Source organism: Azospirillum aestuarii (assembly GCF_016632405.1).
GTDB lineage: Bacteria > Pseudomonadota > Alphaproteobacteria > Azospirillales > Azospirillaceae > Azospirillum > Azospirillum aestuarii.
Map to the genome: position 1 here is coordinate 17,031 of NZ_JAEPIV010000008.1, position 14,237 is coordinate 31,267.

Below are 14,237 nucleotides of genomic sequence, written 5' to 3' on the forward strand. Positions count from 1 at the left end.
TTTTGCGGCGTACGCAATTAGCAGCAGCATCAATGCCTAAAACAATAAAATAAACTATGGCGAAACACGCGATTCATATTGTGATAAATCATCACGGCGCAACAATATGCTGTATTATGAAATTATCGTGCACTTTGATAGGAAGATCATAAAGAGATTAGTATTTAGAATGTCAACAGCAACTTTTCGATGACCAAGGTGTTTGGTAATGCAACTCTTGACCAATGTAGCGCCGGCCTCTCCATCTCGCATAGGTTTGGCGCGACGGAACATCAGCCGCCATCTTCTCGGCATCATGGTCCCAGCCTTGGCGGCCATCGCTGCCATTGCCGTTAGCTTGGTCACATGGAATCCGGCAACACAGCGATGGTTTGCCGCCGGAGTGGGGACGGTCCGCCGGCCTCGAACCGATCGCCATGCTGGCCGAGCAGGTTGACGCGGAGTCAGCGTGGACAACGTCGCCGCACACCTGCTTGCGGCTGGTCCTCCACACGGGCAGTGCGGACGGTGCGGGACAAGCCAACTGAAGTCGGGCCTTGCTAACCTGGGTTAAGGTCCACGCGGCTCGATCCGGCCAGACTGGTATCACACCCGTGACCAGGGAGACCGCCATAATGATCACGATCGAGGACTGCATCGGGCTGAGTGGGCTGACCCGTGAGGAGATCGACGCCATCGCCGAGCATGAGCATTTGCCGGAGATCGTCGCAGCGGAACTCGGCTTCTACCTCGACCAGACCCCGGAGGGGCAACGCACCATCCGCTGCATGATCGAGGATGACATCGCCCATGCCGTGGTCTGCCGGGACATGAAGCGCGCCGGTGTCCTGAAGATCGTTCTGACGCATTACGTCCGGCATCACGAGAACGAGGAAGCGGTGCGCAAGGGAGAGGGCGATGGTCACCACACAATCGCCTGACAAGGACGACTTGCGGGCCGACAAGGGCGGCGCACGGCCGCCACCCGGCCCGCGTCCGCGCCACCGCCCGCCGAAGCCCCGCCTACGGCTTTCCGTATCTGCCGATCCGCGGTGGGTTGGCGGCGGGTTGGCGGCGAGTTGATTGACCACCTCGTGCACGCCTGGCGGAGCCGGTTCCCAGCGTCTGCGCCGCTCCCGTCTTTATCCAGGTTAATGCCGCGGCGCTCATCCGTGCCAATGCTGTCTCACGATGCTCGTCGGGCGAAAACGGCTCTTCACACGACCAAGGAGACGCGGCCATGTCCTACCGGGAAATTCTCGTCCAGTTCGATGATTGCCCGGCCGGCGCGGCACGGGTCGAAGCGGCCATGCTCCTGGCGGAGCAGCACACGGCCCACCTGACCGGCCTCGTGCTCGACATTCAGCCGCGCATTCCCATGTCCATCGACGGTGGCGTTCCGCAGTTCGTGACCGATGCGCTGAACCAGTCCGCAGCGGAGGCGACGGAGCGCACGGTTGCCAGGATGGACGCCTTGCTCGACCGGCAGCGGTGCGTGGCGGAACGGCGGATCTGCAAGTGCGATGACACTGCGATCGACAGGGCTCTGGCACTGAACGCCCGCTACGCGGACCTTCTCGTCCTCGGTCAGACGCTGCCCGGCCATCCGGCGCTCGTCGGCCGGCTGGAGATCGAAACGGTGATGATGTCCTGCGGGCGGCCGGTGCTGCTGGTTCCGCAAGCCGGCCTCCGCCCCACCATCGGGAAACGGATCGTGGTGGCCTGGGACGCGGGCCGGGCGGCGGCGCGCGCGGTCGCCGATGCCATGCCCATGCTCGAAAAAGCGACATCGGTCACGGTGCTGGTGGTCGATGCGGCGTCCACGCCAAGCGGTCACGGCGCGTTGCCGGGGGCGGACATCGGCACCCTGTTGGCCCGCCACGGCGTGACGGTGGAGGTGGCCTCCCTGTCGTCGGAGGGCAGCGACGTGGCGGATGTGGCGTTGAACTGGATGTTTGACCACGATGCGGATCTGCTGGTCATGGGTGCCTACGGACACTCCCGCGCCCGTGAATGGGTGCTCGGCGGCGCGACCCGCTCGATCCTCGACCGTATGACCGTCCCGGTGCTGATGTCCCACTAACGCTGCGGCGATTGGCAGAACGATGCGAGGCCGATTGGGAGGTCATCATGGACATCAAGACGATTCTCGTGCCGTTCGCCCAGGATTTGCACACGAGCGCCGGCCTTGCAACGGCCATCGCGGTGGCGCGCCTGATGGGCGCGCGCCTCATCGGCCTTCATTGTCCGGCCGAACCCGCACTGCCCTGGTACGTCGCGGCACCGGTCGCCATCCCACCGGTGCCCGCCCCACCGGTGCCCGACTGGCCGTCGGCCGAAGCGGAACAGAGCTTCATCGCCCGGTGCAGCGCCGCCTGCCTGAACTGCGAGTGGATCGACGATCACGGCTTCCTGCCCGAGCGGCTGGCCTTCTACAGCCGTTACGCCGACCTGATCGTTGCCGGCCGCGATGATCGAGACCCCGCAGGCAAGGGCGGACTGTCGCCGCGCGCGCTCGGCCAACTGGTGCTGAGCGCCAGCGCGCCGCTGCTGATCGTTCCGCCGGGGGCGGAGGAAACGTTCCGGCCGCAGCGCGTGCTTGTCGCGTGGAACGAGCGCCGCGAGGCCGGCCGCGCCTTGCACGGCGCGCTGCCGTTCCTGCGTCACGCCAAGGAAACCATCCTGCTCTCCGTGCACCCGCCGGGGTTCGACGACGAGCCCGACCGCCGCGCCCTGGCCTACCTGGAGGCCCACCGCATCCACGCGGACGCGCGGATCAACTTCGCCGCCGAGTTCGAAGCGCCCGGAGCGATTCTCGCCCAGGCCCGCGCGGTGGAGGCGGATCTTCTCGTCATGGGGGCTTACGGCCACGCCCGCGTGTTCGAACAAGCGTTGGGGGGCGCCACGCACCATGTGCTGGAAGCCGCCGATCGGCCGGTGCTGATGGTGCATTGAACCGTGGCGGACCCGCGCATTATCGCCGTTCCACAGGAGACGAGGGAAGCTTGCGTCTCGCCGGACGCGAAGATCGCCTTTCTGCGCAGGCCCGACGCCTATCCGGATCGTCCGCAACAGGTTGAGACCATTGAAACACGCCTGTCGTGGGTCTTTCTGACCGAACGATACGCCTACAAGCTGAAAAAGCCGATGCGTCTGCCCTATGTGGATTTCACGTCCCTCACCGCCCGGCGAAGCAATTGCCTGACGGAGATGCGGCTGAACCGCCGCTTGGCGCCCGATGTCTACCTCGGCGTGGTCGGTCTGCTCGCCCGTCCGGACGGCTCGTTCCGTCTCGGGGGACGCCCTGGTCCGCGGGACTTGATAGCCGACTGGCTGGTGTGGATGGTGCGACTGCCGCAGGAGCGGCGCTTGGACGAACGCATCCGGGCCGGCGCTCCGGCACCGGCCGACATCGAGCGGCTCGGCCTCGTCCTGACGGTGTTCTTCCAAGGCGGCTTGGCGGAACCGATGACGTCAGCCGACTATCAGCGGCGTTTCGAGGCGGACATTGGCCGCAATCTCGACGTGACGGTTCCCCGGGTGACCGGTCCGCTGGCCGAACGAGCCCGCGCCGCCGCCGCGACGCAGGTCGCTTTTCTGTCAGAACACGGCCAATTGCTTCGGGCGCGGGCGGCGGAGGGGCGGATCATCGAGGGGCACGGCGACCTGCGGCCCGAGCATGTCTTCCTTGATGGCATGCCCCGAATCATCGACTGCTTGGAGTTCAGCCGCGACCTGCGGTTGCTCGACCCGGTGGACGAACTGGCTTATCTGGCTCTCGAATGCGAGCGGCTTGGCGCCCGACGGGTCGGCGACGCCATTCTCGACCTCTACAGTGCCTGGAGCGGCGATGCAGCCGACCGGCGGCTGATCGCCTTTTACCGCAGTTTCCGCGCCAGCCTGCGGGCGCGCCTCGCCGCCGAGCGGCTGGACGAGGCGGCGGGCGACCGGCGTGGCGACTGGCTCGCCCGCATCGACGCCTATCTGCGTTTGGCCACCGTGCGACCCATCGGTCAAGGATAGGAGCTTCCGACAATGGAGCGCAGGTTTATGGGGCGCATGCTCGCACTGTTGATCGCCACGACCGGCTTTGCTCCGGAACTGGCCTACGGCAAGGACCGGGTGGTGGGCTGGAGACTGGAAAGCGATGGCGCGGGCTATTGCCTGCTCCTTTCGGAATACCGGATCGATGGGCGCCCGGAGATCGATGCCGCCATCGCAATGACGGTCACCGGCGATTTCAGGACGTTCCGGCTGCATGTCTTCCGCGCGGACTTCGACCTGTCCACCGGTGCCGTCTATGACGTCGTCGTCAGCATCGACCGGCGCTGGACCGGGCAAGGCATCGTCGAGGTCCCGGTGTCGGACATCTTCGACCTGGGCCTGCCGTTGACGCGCGACCTGCTCGATGCCCTCATGAGCGGATCGAGCCTGTCCGTCCATGGACGGCGCAGCACGGTGTCCATCCTGCTGACCGGGACGAGCAAGGCCATTCCAGCCCTGCTCGACTGCGTGGCGGGGCGGCCGGGACGGCCGGGCATCAACCCCTTCGAAGCGGAGACGGGAGCGGGCGACATGATGTGACGGCCGCCGAAACGCACCCGCACCGGGTTCCCGATGGTTTCCTTCATTGCAGGGGCACGCCATGGAAAGCGCGACGATGCCGCCGACAAACGGACGTCAGCCCTGGGAAGCGTCCTATCCGGCCGGGCTCGACTGGCGCACCCCCATCCCCGAGCAGCCGCTGTACCGGCTGGTGGAGGAGGCCTGCGCCGCCTTTCCGAACACCGTCTGCCTCGACTTCTATGGAAAGCGGATCACCTACCGACAGACCGGCAAGCTGATCGATCGCGCCGCGCGCGGGCTTCAGGAGCTGGGCGTCGGAAAGGGAGGCAAGGTGGCTCTTCTGCTGCCGAACTGTCCCTATTCGGTGATCGCGTTTCACGCCATCCTGAAGGCCGGCGGCGTTGTCGTGAACCTCAACCCGCTCGCCTCCATCGCCCAGTTGGCCGATCAGATCGGGCATTCCGAAACCGAGGTTCTGATCACGCTGGACCTCGTCCCGTTCCGCGCCAAGCTCGACGCGCTGGGGTGGCCGGGCCGGCTTCGAACGGTCGTCGTGGCGCGCATGGCCGACGCCCTGCCATTTCCGAGAAACTGGGCCTATCGGCTGTTCAAACGCCGGGACGTGGCCCACATCCCCCGGGACGACCGGCATGTGTGTTTCCGCCGTTTGCTCGCCGACCGTGGCGCGCCTCGCCCGGTGGCGGTGCAGCCGCGCACCGACCCCGCGGTGCTGCAATACACGGGCGGCACGACGGGCGTTCCCAAGGGGACCGTCCTGACCCATGCGGCCCTTTACGCCAACACGATCCAGTGCCGCCGTTGGTTCACCGGCGCCGAACCGGGCCGCGAACGGGTGCTGGCGGTGCTGCCCTTGTTCCATGTGTTCGGCATGACCGGCGTGATGAACTTCGCCCTGGCGCTGGGGGCTGAGATGATCCTGCTGCCGCGGGTGGACGTGCGCGAGATCCTGGAAACCATCCAGCGCAAACGCCCGACCATCCTCAGCGGCGTGCCGCGCCTGTTCCAGGCCATTGCCGCCTTTCCCCATCTGAACCGCTATGATCTGTCGTCGCTGCGCCTGTGCGTGTCGGGAGGCGACAGCCTGCCGCCGCTGCTGCTTGAGCGCTTCCAGCAGCTCACCGGGGCCTACCTGGCCGAAGGCTACGGCCTGACCGAGGCCTCACCTGTGGTGACCTGCAACCCGTTCAGCGGCCTGAACAGGCCGGGCTCGGCGGGCCTGCCGCTGCCGGGCACCCTGGTCGAGATCGTCTCGCTGGACGATCACCGCACGCTCCAATCCCCAGGCCGCATCGGCGAGGTGTGCGTGAGCGGACCGCAACTGATGGCCGGCTATTGGCAGGACGCGCCGGCGACGGCACAGGCGATGGACGGGGGGCATCTGCACACGGGGGACATCGGCTTTCTCGACGGTGACGGTTACCTTCACATCGTGGACCGTCTGAAGGATCTGATCGTCACCGGTGGGCAGCATGTCTACCCGCGCACCGTCGAAGCGGTCATCAAACAGCATCCGCAGGTTGTCGATGCCGCGGCGGTGGGCGAGCCCGACCCGGTGCGCGGGCAGTCGATCCGGGCCTTCGTCGTGCCACAGCCCGGCTCCACGCTGTCGGAGGCGGAGTTGCGCGCCTTCCTCGCCCACCGCCTGTCACGCTTCGAGCAGCCGCAGCGGATCGAGTTCCGCACGGCCTTGCCGACCTCGACGATCGGCAAGATTCTGAAACGCGACCTCATCCCCGAACGGCCAGGGGGCGACGACCGGGAGGTCAATCGGCCAGCAGACCGCTGACCGACCCACCACCGTGAATGCGGGCGATGGCCTCCGCAAGCAGCGGGGCCGTTGCCAGAACCGTCACGCGGCGGGACACCAGCTTCTGCGGCAGGCGGAACGGCGGCAGCGTGTCGGTGACGACGACATGGTCGAACAGCGGCGAGGCGACGACCGTCGGGGCGCCGCCGACGAACAGCCCGTGCGTGGCGAGGGCGAAGACCGGGCCTCCGCCCGCCGCGCGGCAGGCCGAGGCGGCGCGCATCATCGTGGTGCCGGTGCTGATCAGGTCGTCGAGGATCGCCACCGTCCGCCCCTGGACGTCGCCGACCAGCGTTCCGCCCCGCACCACGCCGCCGCTGCGCGTCTTTTCCATGAAGGCGAGCCCGACGTCGCGGCCCAAGGCATGCTCCAGGGTCTCCCGGAGCCGTTCGGCCCGCTTCACCCCGCCGACGTCCGGAGACACCACGGACACGCCACCCTGGCCGACCAGCGGCGCCAGATGCGCCGCGAACAGCTTGCGCGCCTCCAGATGCTCCGTGCGGCATCGGAAGGCGTTCTCGAACGCCGCCTCGTTGTGGACATCGACCGCGACCACCCGGTCCACGCCGACCGCCTCCATCATGCCGGCCAGATAACGCAGGGTCACGGGATCGCGCGGCTTGGTCCGCCGGTCCTTGCGCGCGTAGGCCAGATAGGGCGTGACGACGGTCACGCTCGCGGCGGACGCGTCCTTCACGGCGCCGACGAAGAACAGCAGCCGGCACAGCTTGTCGTGCACGCTGCGCTGCGCATCGCCTTGCAGGGACTGCACCACGTAGACGTCCCTGTTGCGCACCCCCACCAGCGGGCGGACCTTGAGTTCCCCGTCTTCGAAGCCCCGCTCCTCGTGAAGGCTCACCGGCACCTCCAGATGCCGGGCGATCCGCGCCCCATGGCCCCAGTCCGGGTCCAGATCGAAGAGCAGGATGCCATCGTTTCCCATGGGAGCCTCCTCCGGGCGGACACGGCTCATGGCCGGTCGGCGGGGCGCGCCGCAACCCGTCTCAGGCTGCCGTCCACACGTCTGGCGTACACGTCCACATGGTGGCCGAGATCGCACACCCGCTCCGCATCTCCGAGCGCCGCCTTGAGAGCATCACGCCGGGACGGAAAGAAGCCGGCGCAGTCACCGCCCTGCATGCGCACGGTCCACGCCTTTTGCTGCCGTTCCACGATGTATTCCAAATGCAGATAGGAATCCATGACACCACCCATCCGTTCCGCCCCGTCCGTCCGGTCGAGGCTCTGCTTCACATGGTGTCGACCCGCCGGTCCGCCTCCCGGGCAAGGCGTTCCAGAATCGGAGCGATCTCCACCAGGAGAGGAAGCCCGGAGGTCCGATGCGACAGGGCTTCCGGAAGGGATGCCAACTCCGCCGCCGCATGGGCCCGGATCGCCGGAAGGTCCGGCAGCGGCGCCACCCGCCGGCCGCCGCGCACCACCGGCACCAGCAGGGGCCGACCCTCCTCGTCGCTGTCCAGGGTCGAAAGCCGGTCGGCCTCGATCCGCCCCTCCGGCCCGTAGCGCCGGAAGACCTGCTTGCGTCCGGGCCACGTTGCCTTGCCGGCGGACCGCTTGCGCCGCGGCAGGCCGGCGTACTCCACCAACTTGTAGGCGCAATCCAGCGCCGGCGCGTCGGTGGAGGTCCCAAGGCTGGTGCCGACGCCGAAGCTGTCGATGGGCGCCCCGCCGTCCAGAAGGTCGGCTATCCCCGCCTCGTCCAGGCCGCCGCTGGCGATGATGCGCGTCTCGTCCAGGCCGCCCTCGTCCAGGATTCCCCGCACCTTGCGGGAGAGGGCGGCCAGATCACCGCTGTCGAGCCGCACGCCGTCGATCCGGATACCCTCGCCGGCCAGATCGCGGGCCAGCGCGACCACGGTCCTGGCCGCCGCTTCGGTGTCGTAGGTGTCCAGAAGCAGCACGAGCCGTCGCGGGCGGGAGCGCGCGAAGTTCGCGAAGGCCTCCCTCTCGCTGGCGTGGGCCTGTATGAAGGAATGGGCCATGGTGCCGACGGCGGGAATGCCGAAGCGCTTGGCGGCCAGCGCCGTCGCGGTTCCGGCGAACCCCGCCAGATAACTCGCCCTTGCGGCCAGCAGCGCCGCCTCCGCCCCATGCGCCCGGCGCAGCCCGAAATCGATGAGCGGGCGGTGCCGCGCCGCCAGCACCAGCCGCGCCGCCTTCGAGGCGATGACGGTCTGCAGATGGATCAGGTTGATCAGGCGGCTTTCGACGAGCTGCGCCTGCGGCAACGGCGCCGTCACCCGCAGGATCGGCTCGTGGGCGAAGAAGACCGTCCCTTCGGGCAGCGCGTCCACGTCCCCGCTGAACCGAAAGTTCGCCAGCGCCTCGACGGCCGCGCCGGAGAACCGGCCCTCGTCGCGAAGCCAGGCGATCTCGTCCGCGGCGAACCGGGCGTTCTCCAGGAATGCCACCGCCTGTTCGAGGCCGGCGGCCATCAGGAAGTTCCGCCCCGGTGGCAGCTTGCGCACGAACAGCTCGAACGACGCCACGTCGGTCAGGCCATGCTCGACATAGGCCTGGACCATGGCGAGCTGGTAATAGTCCGTCAGCAGCAGGCTGTTGCCATCCCAGTCTCCGTCCGACTCCGGCATGGCCGTCCCTTTCCCACGCCCTCAGGCGCGAATGCCCGACAGGTCCCGGTTCAGTCGCGCTTCCAGGCGACGCGGACATAGTAGGCGTCCTTGTCGTAGTGGAGGTCGAGGTCGCCGGCATAGGCGTGGTGCAGGGCCTCGCCGATGCGGCGGGGCAGATGCACGTCGGTGGTCGTCACCACCATGTCGCCGTCGCGATGCTCGATGCCGATGATGCGGTGCAGGGGATGCTCGTCCTTTTCCAGGCGCTCCTGGTGATGGACGGCGGCCAGGATCTCGTCGCGATGCGGGCCGACGAAGCCGCCGGACAGGGTCACGGTGCCGGCGGGGTAACGGTCGTTGGCGCGGTGGCAGGCCTGACACAGTTGCTTCACGGCATCGACGGCGGGCAGCCCCCAGCTCCACCGCCCATGGTGGTAGACGGCGCCGCATTGCGGACAGACCGTCGGATCGGACATCTTGGCTGCCCGCTTGTATGGGTCGTGGACATGCTCCTGGATCAGCCGGTCGCGACGGGCCGGTTGCGGACGCTGATCGTGGGGACGCGGTTCGTGGATGTGCTCGCCCATGGGAACCTACCGGTGAAGGAAAGGGAGTGCCGGCGTTGCCCGGCACTCGATGACTCCGGGCCGCGACTCCGGGCCGCGACTCTGGGCCGTTCAGGCCTTCGCGATGTCGATCTTCCGCTTGGACGGTTGGCCCGGCTCGGTCTTGGGAAGGACGACGGTGAGGACGCCATTCTTCATGCTGGCCGCGATGCGGTCGCGGTCCACATTGGCGGGAAGGCGGAACGACCGCGCGCACAGGCCGTAGCGCCGCTCCGAGACGTAACGGCTGGCGTCCTTCTCCTCCTTTTCCTCGCTCTTCTCGGCCTTGATGGACAGGACGTCGTCCTGGACGCTGAGGTCCACGGATTGCTCGTCCATGCCGGGCATTTCCATGGTCACCCGATACTCATCCGCCCGCTCCTCGACCTCGGCCGGCGGCGCGAACGCGGCGCCCTCCAACTCTGCGCGCAGCAACGGTTCCAGATCGAACGGCGAACGCCGGCTCCACGGGAAGCGGAACATCGACGACGCCTCGTCGAACAACCGGTCGAACTCGTCGCGCAACGCCAGGATCGGGTGCCGGTTGCGGGCGGCGATCTGCTGAGCGGCCACGCCGGTGGAGGCGATGCCCTGCTGGGAGGTTTCGCCCTGTTTTGGCTTTTCCGTCAGGTTCGTGTCGGCCATAGGAGTGTCTCCTCCTTGTTGCGGTAGCGTGTATGTCGTCTCCTCTATCGACCCAAAGCGACCCAGGGAGGTTAACCTGGATCAAGCCCTCCCTGACCGGGGCCAGGCGATGAGGAGGTAGCTCCACCCCCTGTGGCCGGAGGTGCGCTTAACCTGTGTGAAGAGGGCTTTCCCGGATGGACGCTTAAACACGTCGCACAGCGGCCAGCGGAGGACAGCACGATGCCGGGATCAGACACGCCACGATCGACGACGATGAGCGGCCCCGGCGTGCCGTTCCGGTTCCGTGACCGGAGCGAGGCCGGACGACGCCTCGCTACGCGGCTGGCCCATCTGGGCGACGAGAAACCGGTCGTCCTGGCTCTGCCGCGCGGCGGCGTCGCGGTCGCGGTGGAGGTGGCGAGGGCGCTCCACGCGCCGCTCGACCTCGTGCTCGTGCGCAAGATCGGCGCCCCGTTCCAGCCGGAGCTGGCCGTCGGCGCCGTGGCCGATGGCGGCCGCGTCGAAACCGTCATCAACCCGGATGTCGCGGATTTCGTGCCCGAATCCTGGATCGGAGAGGAAAAGGTTCGGCAGCTCCGGGAGATCGAGCGCCGGCGGGCCGTGTATGTCGGCGACCGTCCGCGGGTGCCGGTGGCCGGGCGCACCGCCATCCTCGTGGACGACGGCATCGCGACCGGCGCGACGATGCTCGCCGCCCTGCGGTCGGTGCGCCGGGCGAGGCCGAGGCGGACGGTGCTGGCGGTGCCGGTGGCGCCGCTCGACGTCCTGTCGGAGCTGCGGGTCGAAGCCGATGAGATTGTCTGTCTCCAGGCTCCGAACCCGTTCGACGCCATCGGCGCCTTCTACGAGGACTTTCACCAACTCGATGATGCCGAGGTCGTCCACCTGCTGGACGAGGCGTCGCGCACGCGCCCCACGGCCGCCCCGTCATCGAATGATCGTGCGCCCTGAGCGGCGGATGAAGTCCGCCGCTCAGGGCATCGGTTCAGAAATGGACGCGCACCGCGGCGCGGATGCGGCGGATGTTGTCGTCGATCCGCTCGGGCGTGGTGTTCGGCCCCAGATCGTCGAAATGCACATGCTCGACCACCTTGATGCCGCACAGTCCCATGATCGCGACGTCCTGCGTGACCTTGAAGGCCTGCATTTCCCCGACCGCTTCCAGATAGTCCAGCGGCGCGCCGGAACTGGTGACGATCAGCCCCTTGCGTCCGTGCAGCTTGCCCTTGATCTCCTCGCCGCGCATCTCCCAAGCGAAGCCGTAGGTGAAGACCCGGTCCACATAGCCCTTGAGCATGGCGGGCATTCCGGCCCACCAGATCGGAAACAGGAAGGTGATCGCCTGCGCCCCGGCGATGATCTCCTGCTCACGCCGGACGTCCTCGGGCACCGGACCCGCGCGGGCCAGCTCCTCCTCCGAGAGGACCGGGTTGAAACCCATGGTGTAGAGGTCGCGCACCTCGACCGAATGTCCGTATTGCTCCAACTCGTCCACATAGGCCCCCGCGGCCTGCCGGATGAAGCTGCCGGAGCGCGGGTGTGCGAAGACGACGACGTGCTTCATGATGGATCTCCCGTTTCAGGGTTGCGCGGGACACGGCCGAGCCCTCGTTCCAGCTCCACGACGGCGCGCAACGTCTTCAGCACGCTGTCAGGCGTCAGGCTGATGGAATCAATGCCGAGCCGCACCAGGAACTCGGCGATTTCCGGATAGTCCGAGGGTGCCTGGCCGCAGATTCCGCAGGGCCGGCCGTTGCGACGCGCGCCCTCCACGGCTTGGCGCAGGAATGCCAGCACGCCGGGATCGCGCTCGTCGAAGTCGAAGGCGACCAGCGGACTGTCGCGGTCCACGCCGAGCGTGAGCTGCGTCAGGTCGTTCGACCCGATGGAAAATCCGTCGAAACGTTGGGCGAACTCGTCCACCAGCAGCACGTTGTTGGGGATCTCGCACATCACGTAGATCTCCAGCCCGTCGCGCCCGCGCTCCAGCCCATGGCGGGCCATGGCGGCGATCACCCGGTCCGCCTCCTCCAGGCGGCGGCAGAAGGGGACCATGACCTTCACGTTGGTCAATCCCATCTCGGCACGCACCCGGACCAGCGCCCGGCATTCCAGCGCGAAGCCCTCCTCGTAGGCAGGATGGGCGTAGCGCGCCGCCCCCCGGAAGCCGAGCATGGGATTCTCCTCGACCGGCTCGAACCACCGCCCGCCGATCAGGGAAGCGTATTCGTTGGTCTTGAAGTCCGACAGGCGAACGATGACCGGGCGCGGGAAGAAGGCCGCCGCGATGGTGCCGATCCCTTCCGACAGACGCTCCACGAAGTAGGCGCCGCCGTCGGGGTGGCTGCAGGTCAGTTGGGCGATGTGGGCGCGGACGTCGGAATCCTCGACGCGCTCCGGATGGACGAGCGCCATCGGATGCACCTTGATGGCCTCGCTGATGATGAACTCCATGCGCGCCAGGCCAACCCCGTCCACCGGAAGCTGGCCGGTCTGGAAGGCCTGGTCGGGGTTGCCGAGGTTCACCATGATGCGCGTCTGTGGGCGCGGCAGCCGACCGAGGTCGATGCGCTCCACATGGAACGGCACGGCGCCGTCATAGACCTTGCCGGTGTCGCCCTCGGCGCAGGAGATGGTCACTGTTTGACCGTCGCGCAGGGCCTCCGTCGCGCGCTCGGCCCCGACCACGGCGGGAATGCCCAGCTCGCGGGCGACGATGGCGGCGTGGCAGGTGCGGCCGCCCCGGTTGGTGACGATGGCGGCGGCCGTCTTCATCACCGGTTCCCAATCGGGCGTCGTGGTGTCGGCCACCAGCACCTCGCCCGGGCGGAAGGCGGACAGATGGTGGGCGCCGGTCACCACACGGACGGCCCCGGCGGCCATACGCCCGCCGACCGCGCGCCCGGAAACGAGTACGGTGCCCTTCCCTTCCGGAACGAAGGTCTCCAGCTCCAGGGCCGAGCGCCGGGAGGCGACCGTCTCCGGCCGCGCCTGGACGATGTAGAGACCGCCGTCCTGCCCGTCCTTGGCCCATTCGATGTCCATGGGCTGGCCGTAATGGTCCTCGATCCGGATCGCCTGTTCGGCGAGCCGCAGCACCTCCCCGTCGGTCAGGCAGAAGCGCTCCCGGTCAGCGCCGGGGGTGGGGACCGTGCGCGTCGGCTCGCGCGTGCGGCCCGAGCGGTAGACCATCTTCACCAGCTTCTCGCCCAGGCGCCGCCGCAGCACCGCGCGATGGCCCTTCCGGAAGGTCGGCTTGTGCACATAGAACTCGTCGGGATCGACCGTCCCCTGGACGACCGTTTCCCCCAGCCCATAGGCGCCGGTGATGAACACGGCATCCCGGTATCCCGATTCCGTGTCGAGCGTGAACATCACCCCGGCCGAGGCGAGGTCGGAGCGCACCATCTTCTGCACACCGACCGACAGCGCGACCTTGAAATGGTCGAAGCCCTGGTCGATCCGATAGGAGATGGCGCGGTCGGTGAACAGCGAGGCGTGGCAGCGCCGCACGGCGTCGAGCAGCATCGCCTCGCCCGCCACATTCAGGTAGGTCTCGTGCTGCCCGGCAAAGCTGGCCGTCGGCAGATCCTCGGCGGTGGCGGAGCTGCGCACCGCCACGGTCAGGCCTTCCCCGTATTCGGCCAGCAGGGCACGGAAGGCCGTGCGCAATTGCGCTTCCATGTCCGGCGTCAGGCCGGCGGTGTAGACGATCTCGCGGGCGCGGGCCCCGGCACGGGCCAGACGCTCCACATCCGTCTTGTCCAGGTCGTCCAGCAGCGCGTGCAGGCCGTCCCAGGCGTTGGCGGCGGTCAGCGCGTCGCGGAAGGCGGCGGCGGTCAGGGCGAAACCGTCCGGCACCTCCACCCCCAGCGGTTTCAAGCGCCGATGGAGCTCACCGAGCGAGGCGTTCTTGCCGCCCACCAGGGCGACATCGTCACGACCAAGATCGGAAAACCAGCGGATGTACGAACTGTCCGGCATGGCCGGCCTCCCAAGGTGATGTCGTCGGCGCTG

14 protein-coding genes are annotated in these 14,237 nt (G+C 67.8%); 7 read left to right on the forward strand and 7 right to left on the reverse strand.

All coding sequences use genetic code 11. The features are described from left to right. Positions 1-614: 614 nt before the first annotated feature. The 6 genes from JJL56_RS15875 (at position 615) to JJL56_RS15900 (ending at position 6,352) form a co-directional block, all read left to right on the forward strand. Positions 615-920 (forward strand): hypothetical protein, encoded by a 306-nt coding sequence (locus JJL56_RS15875; RefSeq protein ID WP_145629543.1) that lies wholly within the window; start codon positions 615-617, stop codon positions 918-920. Between the two features lie 299 nt (positions 921-1,219). Then, complete coding sequence (locus tag JJL56_RS15880; RefSeq protein ID WP_200485597.1) at positions 1,220-2,062, forward strand: universal stress protein; 843 nt, start codon at positions 1,220-1,222, stop codon at positions 2,060-2,062. A 47-nt stretch (positions 2,063-2,109) separates the two neighbouring features. Then, positions 2,110-2,934, forward strand: a complete 825-nt coding sequence (locus JJL56_RS15885) for a universal stress protein (RefSeq protein WP_200485598.1) — start codon at positions 2,110-2,112, stop codon at positions 2,932-2,934. Between the two features lie 3 nt (positions 2,935-2,937). Next, complete coding sequence (locus JJL56_RS15890) at positions 2,938-4,002, forward strand: hypothetical protein (RefSeq protein ID WP_145629540.1); 1,065 nt, start codon at positions 2,938-2,940, stop codon at positions 4,000-4,002. A 36-nt stretch (positions 4,003-4,038) separates the two neighbouring features. Beyond that, entirely contained in the window at positions 4,039-4,563 is a 525-nt protein-coding gene (locus JJL56_RS15895; RefSeq protein ID WP_200485599.1) for a hypothetical protein, read from the forward strand. 76 nt (positions 4,564-4,639) lie between these two features. Then, positions 4,640-6,352, forward strand: a complete 1,713-nt coding sequence (locus JJL56_RS15900; RefSeq protein WP_145629537.1) for a long-chain-fatty-acid--CoA ligase — start codon at positions 4,640-4,642, stop codon at positions 6,350-6,352. On the opposite strand, the gene JJL56_RS15905 is transcribed toward JJL56_RS15900, so the two are convergent. The 5 genes from JJL56_RS15905 to JJL56_RS15925 form a co-directional block, all read right to left on the reverse strand. Beyond that, positions 6,330-7,316, reverse strand: a complete 987-nt coding sequence (locus JJL56_RS15905) for a ribose-phosphate diphosphokinase (RefSeq protein ID WP_145629536.1) — start codon at positions 7,314-7,316, stop codon at positions 6,330-6,332. The genes JJL56_RS15900 and JJL56_RS15905 overlap by 23 nt on opposite strands. Before the next feature lie 26 nt (positions 7,317-7,342). Continuing rightward, entirely contained in the window at positions 7,343-7,576 is a 234-nt protein-coding gene (locus tag JJL56_RS15910; protein ID WP_200485600.1) for a hypothetical protein, read from the reverse strand. A gap of 47 nt (positions 7,577-7,623) precedes the next feature. Continuing rightward, positions 7,624-8,985: a nicotinate phosphoribosyltransferase gene (locus JJL56_RS15915; protein ID WP_200485601.1), complete on the reverse strand. Its 1,362-nt coding sequence runs from the start codon at positions 8,983-8,985 to the stop codon at positions 7,624-7,626. 50 nt (positions 8,986-9,035) lie between these two features. Continuing rightward, entirely contained in the window at positions 9,036-9,554 is a 519-nt protein-coding gene (locus JJL56_RS15920) for a BCAM0308 family protein (RefSeq protein ID WP_145629533.1), read from the reverse strand. A gap of 90 nt (positions 9,555-9,644) precedes the next feature. Next, positions 9,645-10,217 carry an Hsp20/alpha crystallin family protein gene (locus tag JJL56_RS15925; protein WP_200485602.1) on the reverse strand — a complete coding sequence of 191 codons (573 nt, stop codon included), beginning with the start codon at positions 10,215-10,217 and terminating at the stop codon, positions 9,645-9,647. Positions 10,218-10,439: 222 nt separating this feature from the next. Between JJL56_RS15925 and JJL56_RS15930 the strand changes: the two genes are divergently transcribed. Beyond that, a complete protein-coding gene (locus JJL56_RS15930) occupies positions 10,440-11,171 on the forward strand; it encodes a phosphoribosyltransferase (RefSeq protein WP_247889605.1) in 732 nt (243 codons plus the stop codon). A gap of 34 nt (positions 11,172-11,205) precedes the next feature. Here the strand turns inward: JJL56_RS15930 and JJL56_RS15935 are convergent, their stop codons facing one another. Together JJL56_RS15935 and ppsA are read right to left on the reverse strand one after the other, a co-directional pair. Continuing rightward, positions 11,206-11,784 carry an NAD(P)H-dependent oxidoreductase gene (locus tag JJL56_RS15935; RefSeq protein WP_200485603.1) on the reverse strand — a complete coding sequence of 193 codons (579 nt, stop codon included), beginning with the start codon at positions 11,782-11,784 and terminating at the stop codon, positions 11,206-11,208. Further along, entirely contained in the window at positions 11,781-14,204 is a 2,424-nt protein-coding gene (ppsA, locus tag JJL56_RS15940) for a phosphoenolpyruvate synthase (protein WP_200485604.1), read from the reverse strand. Before ppsA ends, JJL56_RS15935 begins: the two co-directional genes overlap by 4 nt. Positions 14,205-14,237 lie beyond the last annotated feature (33 nt).

What these genes read in the sequence shown, in the direction of transcription:
- JJL56_RS15905 (WP_145629536.1), bottom strand. Translation starts at nt 7,316, where the DNA reads ATGGGAAACGATGGCATCCTGCTCTTCGATCTGGACCCGGACTGGGGC.
- JJL56_RS15920 (WP_145629533.1), bottom strand. Translation starts at nt 9,554, where the DNA reads ATGGGCGAGCACATCCACGAACCGCGTCCCCACGATCAGCGTCCGCAA.
- JJL56_RS15885 (WP_200485598.1), top strand. Translation starts at nt 2,110, where the DNA reads ATGGACATCAAGACGATTCTCGTGCCGTTCGCCCAGGATTTGCACACG.
- JJL56_RS15925 (WP_200485602.1), bottom strand. Translation starts at nt 10,217, where the DNA reads ATGGCCGACACGAACCTGACGGAAAAGCCAAAACAGGGCGAAACCTCC.
- JJL56_RS15900 (WP_145629537.1), top strand. Translation starts at nt 4,640, where the DNA reads ATGCCGCCGACAAACGGACGTCAGCCCTGGGAAGCGTCCTATCCGGCC.
- ppsA (WP_200485604.1), bottom strand. Translation starts at nt 14,204, where the DNA reads ATGCCGGACAGTTCGTACATCCGCTGGTTTTCCGATCTTGGTCGTGAC.
- JJL56_RS15915 (WP_200485601.1), bottom strand. Translation starts at nt 8,985, where the DNA reads ATGCCGGAGTCGGACGGAGACTGGGATGGCAACAGCCTGCTGCTGACG.
- JJL56_RS15930 (WP_247889605.1), top strand. Translation starts at nt 10,440, where the DNA reads ATGCCGGGATCAGACACGCCACGATCGACGACGATGAGCGGCCCCGGC.
- JJL56_RS15910 (WP_200485600.1), bottom strand. Translation starts at nt 7,576, where the DNA reads ATGGATTCCTATCTGCATTTGGAATACATCGTGGAACGGCAGCAAAAG.
- JJL56_RS15895 (WP_200485599.1), top strand. Translation starts at nt 4,039, where the DNA reads ATGCTCGCACTGTTGATCGCCACGACCGGCTTTGCTCCGGAACTGGCC.
- JJL56_RS15935 (WP_200485603.1), bottom strand. Translation starts at nt 11,784, where the DNA reads ATGAAGCACGTCGTCGTCTTCGCACACCCGCGCTCCGGCAGCTTCATC.
- JJL56_RS15875 (WP_145629543.1), top strand. Translation starts at nt 615, where the DNA reads ATGATCACGATCGAGGACTGCATCGGGCTGAGTGGGCTGACCCGTGAG.
- JJL56_RS15880 (WP_200485597.1), top strand. Translation starts at nt 1,220, where the DNA reads ATGTCCTACCGGGAAATTCTCGTCCAGTTCGATGATTGCCCGGCCGGC.